Origin of the sequence: Ideonella sp. B508-1 (assembly GCF_000333615.1) — a bacterium.
Lineage (GTDB): Bacteria > Pseudomonadota > Gammaproteobacteria > Burkholderiales > Burkholderiaceae_C > Ideonella.
The window spans coordinates 1-4,939 of sequence record NZ_BADL01000422.1 but is presented as its reverse complement, the minus strand read 5'-3'; the positions used below and the strand labels follow the sequence as shown (position 1 = coordinate 4,939).

General features: G+C 72.3%; 5 protein-coding genes. 3 read left to right on the top strand and 2 right to left on the bottom strand.

Going from position 1 to position 4,939, the window contains the following annotated elements:
• The 3 genes from I73_RS17195 to I73_RS17185 all read left to right on the top strand — a co-directional run.
• Positions 1-249: di-heme oxidoredictase family protein (locus I73_RS17195; RefSeq protein WP_304607953.1), on the top strand; the 249-nt coding region annotated here is incomplete at its 5' end.
• Between the two features lie 32 nt (positions 250-281).
• The gene (locus I73_RS17190; protein WP_022981745.1) at positions 282-647 is read left to right on the top strand and encodes a TfoX/Sxy family protein; all 366 of its coding nucleotides are present in this window, start codon (positions 282-284) and stop codon (positions 645-647) included.
• A 311-nt stretch (positions 648-958) separates the two neighbouring features.
• Positions 959-1,954: an isopenicillin N synthase family oxygenase gene (locus I73_RS17185; protein WP_022981744.1), complete on the top strand. Its 996-nt coding sequence runs from the start codon at positions 959-961 to the stop codon at positions 1,952-1,954.
• A 31-nt stretch (positions 1,955-1,985) separates the two neighbouring features.
• On the opposite strand, the gene atzF is transcribed toward I73_RS17185, so the two are convergent.
• Together atzF and I73_RS28635 are read right to left on the bottom strand one after the other, a co-directional pair.
• Positions 1,986-3,842 (bottom strand): allophanate hydrolase, encoded by a 1,857-nt coding sequence (gene atzF, locus I73_RS17180; RefSeq protein WP_022981743.1) that lies wholly within the window; start codon positions 3,840-3,842, stop codon positions 1,986-1,988.
• Positions 3,843-3,876: 34 nt separating this feature from the next.
• On the bottom strand, positions 3,877-4,939 hold a 1,063-nt coding region (locus I73_RS28635), incomplete at its 5' end, for a carboxyltransferase domain-containing protein (protein ID WP_022981742.1).

Sequence of the window (4,939 nt, the reverse complement as noted above, 5' to 3'; positions counted from 1 at the left end):
GGCGCAGCTGGCCGATGGCCGACCGGACTTTCTGGCCACGGCCGCCAGTGGCGCACCTCGCCCTTGTGGGGCCTGGGCCTGCGCGCCGTGGTGGACGAGCGCGTGGGCCTGCTGCACGACGGCCGCGCCCGCGACCCGCTGGAGGCGGTGCTCTGGCATGGCGGCGAGGCCGCGCCGGCCCGCGAGGCGGTGCGTGCGCTCAATGCGGCCGACCGCGCCGCGCTGCTGGCCTTCCTGGCGTCGCTCTAGGCGGGGGGCCGCCGCCGGCTTAGCATGCCGCCATGGCCACCGATGTCGATTTCCTCCAGTTCGTGCTGGACCAGCTGGCGGGCACGCCGGGCATCACCCACCGCAAGATGTTCGGCGAGTACGCGCTGTACCGGCACGGCAAGGTGGTGGCCTTCCTGTGTGACAACCAGTGCTTCCTCAAGCCCACCGAGGCCGGCCGCGCCCTGCTGGACCCGGCGGTGGACGGCTTTCCCTATCCCGGGGCCAAGCCGCACTTTCTGCTGAGCGATGAGCTGGAGGACCGGCAGCGCCTGGCCCAGCTGATCTGCGCCACGGCCGACGCCCTGCCCGAACCGAAGCCCCGGCCGGCCCGCCCGCCGCGCGCCGCCACGGGGCAGCGCCCCAAGCCGGCGCGCTGAGCGTGCCGGCAGGCCTTGCGCCTGCACTGCCGCAGTGCTCTTTCAGCAGTGCAGGGCCTTGCAAGCCATGGCCCGGTTCCTGCTAGATTCCGGTCAAGAGTAGAAGCGTTCAGTCGCGCAACCGTCCTCCCCGGAGGCGGTGCCGGCGGGTCATTGCTCTTGGAGCGGCAGGGGTCTTCGGGCCCCGGCCAAACACTTCAAGAGGCCACCTGCCGGTGGACGCGACCCCCTGCCCCCCCCGGGGCGGTGGACGTGCCGATCGGCACCGTGCCTCCCATCACGGCCCGCAGCCCGGGCCCAGGAGCACCGAGATGAACGATCGAGTCAACAACGACACCCTGGACGAACTGAAGCTGGAAGCCCGCATGGGCGGCACCGGCAGCCTGCAGGCGCGCGAGGTGCGCCGCATCGATGTGAGCGACTTCGAGGCGCGCCGCCCCGAGATCACCGAGCAGCTCTGGTCGGCCGCGGTGGAGGTGGGTTTCTTCCAGCTGGTGAACCACGGCATCGACGTGGCCCGCGTGCGCCAGATGTTCGCCGATTCGGCCCGCTTCTTCGCCCTGCCGCAGGACGTGAAAGCCCAGTACCCGATGGCCAAGGGCACGAACGCCGGCTGGGAATACCGCGCCCAGGTGCGCCCGTCCACCGGCACGCCGGACCAGAAGGAGAGCTACCAGATCACCCGCCCGCGCATGGCCCAGCTCTGGCCCAGCGAGGCCGAGCTGCCGGGCTTCCAGGCCGCGGCGCTGGACTTCGAGCAGCGCTGCTGGACGCTGGCCATGCAGGTGCTGTCCTGCTTCGCCGAGAAGCTGGGCTTCGCGCGCGACTTCTTCGCCCGTGCCCATGCCTACGACGCGCCCGACTACCAGAGCACCCTGCGCCTGCTGCACTACTTCGCCGTGCCCGAAGGCGAGACCCTGCCCGAAGGCGTGTGGCGCGGCGGCGCCCACACCGACTTCAACTGCCTGACGCTGCTGTTCCAGCGCAGCGGCCAGGGCGGCCTGCAGGTGCTGCCGGGCAAGGAGGCCGAAGGCCAGGCCTGGACCGAGGTGGAACCCGCCGACGAGGTCATCACCTGCAACATCGGCGACATGCTGATGCGCTGGAGCGACGACCGCCTGCCGTCCAACTTCCACCGCGTGCGCAACCCGCGCCCGGACGAATACCAGGGCGCGCGCTACAGCATCGCCTACTTCGCCCAGGCCAACCAGGGCGTGGTGATCGACGGGCCGCAGCACCGGCATGCGCCCATCACCGCGGGTGAATTCCTGACCCAGCGGGTGATGGCCAACTACGGCAAGTACTGAGTCGCGCCTGTGTGACTGCGCGTGGCGCGGCTCAGGCCGCGCTGTGCGTGGCCAGCCAGGCCCGCCAGCCGCCATGGGCGGTGATGTCGGTGCTGCCCGCCAGCCCGGCGGGCTCGCAGATGAAGCCGGGCACCACGCTGCCGTCGGCCAGCACCGTCTTGCCGATGCCCAGCGGGGCGGGGATGCCGGCCACGAAGCTGCCGAAGTGGCGGGCGGGCATCTCCCACACCTCCACCTCGATCGCCCCGGTGCCGGGCTGGCCGGGCGCGTGGATCAGACCCGGGCGCAGCACCGGGCTGCCCTGCGGGTCGAGCGCGATGAGGCGGTAGTCCGGCGCGGTGTGGGTGCGGGCCACCAGCCGGGCTTTCCGTTGCTGCAGCTGCCAGTGCAGCGGCTGCCCCGCCAGGTGGGCGCCGCACACGGCCACCCGCACCTGGCCCGAGGGCACGGCCGGCGTCAAGGCCTCGGCCTCGGGCAGCGGCACGGACGTGGCCCCCAGCAAACGGGCCGGCCCGGACAGCGCGGCCTGCCAGCGCCGGGCCAGGTGCAGCAGCGGCACATCCTGGTGGGCCGGCGCGCACAGGGTCACGCCAAAGGGCATGGGGCCGCGGGCGCCGGGCCGGTCGACAAAGCCCAGCGGCACCGCCACCGCGGCGCAGTCCAGCAGGTTCATGAAGTTTGTGTACAGGCCCAGCTCGCTGTTGCGCAGGATGGGTTCGGCCAGCATGGCCTCGATGGTGGGGTGGGTCGGCGCGGTGGGGGTGAGCAGCACGTCGATCTGCTGCCAGACACACGCGGCCTCGCGCTGCAGGGCCTTGAGCCGGTACTGGGCCGCGAAGGCGTCGGCCGCCAGGGGCTGGGCGCCGCCCAGCGTGATCTCCCGCGTCACCGGGAAGACGGCTTCCGGCTGGGCGTCGATGAAGGCCCGGATGGCCTGGTAGCGCTCGGCCACCCAGGGGCCGCCGTAGAGCAGGCGGGCGGTTTCCAGGAAGGGGGAGAAGTCGATTTCGACGATCTCGGCACCCAGGCCGCGCGCATGGGCCACCGCCTGCTGGAAGGCCTGGGCATCGACCGCGCTGCCGCAGAAGTCGAGCTGGTCGGCGCGCGGCACGCCGATGCGCGGTGCGGGCAGCGCCCCCACGTCGACCCCGTGCGGCTCGGTGGGGCGGGCATAGGGGTCGGCCGGGTCGAACACCGCGGCCACCTTGAAGACCCGGTGGGCGTCGTCCGCCGTCAGGGCGAAGATGGACACCACGTCCAGGCTGCGGCAGGCCGGCACCACGCCGCGCGTGCTCAGCAGGCCCAGGCTGGCCTTCAGGCCCACCAGGTGGTTGAAGAAGGCTGGCACGCGGCCGGAGCCCGCGGTGTCGGTGCCCAGCGAGAAGCTGACCTGCCCCAGGGCCACCGCCACCGACGAGCCCGAGCTGCTGCCACCCGACACATAGGCCGGGTCGAAGCTGTTGCGGCAGGCGCCGTAGGGTGAGCGGGTGCCGTTCAACCCGGTGGCGAACTGGTCCAGGTTGGTCTTGCCGATCGGGAGGGCGCCGGCCTCGATCAGCCGCTGCACCACGAAGGCCGATTCACCCGGCGTGTAGGCATAGGCCGGGCAGCCCGCGGTGGTGGGCACGCCCGCCAGGTCGATGTTGTCCTTGATGGCAAAGGGCATGCCGTAGAGCGGCTTGCCCTCGGGGCCCTCGGCCATCAGGGCCCGGGCGCGGGCCTGCAGGTCGGCGCGGTCGAGCACGGTGATCCAGGCCCGGTGCGGGTCGTCGCCAATGCGGCGCAGCGCTTCCTCCACCACGTCGAGCGGGGTGAGGTCGCCCTGGCGCAGGGCGTGACCCAGGCTGAGCAGGTCGAAGGACTGGTGGGTGAGGTCGCGGGACGGCATGGGGGCTCCTGGTGGCTCCGAGGGGATCAACAACTCACTGCAGCACGGCCACGGTCTGGCCGGCCTGGACGGCGCCGCCTTCCTGGCTGGCGACGCGCCAGACGGTGCCGGCACGCGGGGCGGTGATGGGGAATTCCATCTTCATGGACTCGACAACGACCAGCGGCTGGCCGGCCTGCACCGTGTCACCGGGCTGGACCAGCACCTGCCAGACGCTGCCCTGCACGGCGCTGGCCACCGGCTGGGCGCCCTCGGGCAGGTCGTCGTCGGCCGGCGGTGGCGCGGCATGGGCCTCCTCGTGCACATGCTCGGCCTGGCCGGCGGCGCGCCAGCGCTCCCGCTCGGCTTCGAAGGCGGCCTGCTGCCGGGCCTTGAAGGCCGCGATGCTCTCGGCCTCGCGGGCCAGGAAGGCGCGGTAGTCGCGCAGGCTGAAGGTGGTCTCCTCGATGCGCAGATGGGCGCGGCCCAGCGGGAAGTCCTGCCGCAGCTGCATCAGCTCGGCCTCGCTGACCGGGTAGAAGCGCAACTGGTCGAAGAAGCGCAGCAGCCAGGGTTGGCGGAACTCGGGGGCGGCGCCTTCGCCGTGGCGCCAGCGGTTCCACATCTGCACCGTGCGGCCGACGAACTGGTAGCCGCCGGGGCCTTCCATGCCGTAGACGCAGAGGTAGGCCCCGCCGATGCCCACCGCGTTCTCGGGCGTCCAGGTGCGGGCCGGGTTGTACTTGGTCGTGACCAGGCGCTGGCGCGGGTCCACCGGCGTGGCCACCGGCGCGCCCAGGTACACATCGCCCAGGCCCATGACCAGGTAGCGGGTGTCGAAGAACAGCTGCTGCACGGCCTCGGCGCTGGGCAGGTCGTTGATGCGGCGGATGAACTCGATGTTGCTGGGGCACCAGGGCGCGTCGGGCCGCACCGAGTGCATGTACTTTTCGATCGCCAACTGGGTCTGCGAGTCGTTCCAGGCCAGCGGCAGGTGCACCACGCGGCTGGGCACGGCCATGTCGTCCACGGCGGGCAGGCGGGCCTCTTCCTCCTGCAGGATGCGCAGCAGCGCGGCGCGCGGCAGGCGAGCCGGGTCGAAGTGCACCTGCAGCGAG

Bases quoted from the DNA above. Each gene is read 5' to 3' on its own strand.
- I73_RS17190 (WP_022981745.1), top strand. From the start codon at position 282: ATGGCCACCGATGTCGATTTCCTCCAGTTCGTGCTGGACCAGCTGGCG.
- I73_RS17185 (WP_022981744.1), top strand. From the start codon at position 959: ATGAACGATCGAGTCAACAACGACACCCTGGACGAACTGAAGCTGGAA.
- atzF (WP_022981743.1), bottom strand. From the start codon at position 3,842: ATGCCGTCCCGCGACCTCACCCACCAGTCCTTCGACCTGCTCAGCCTG.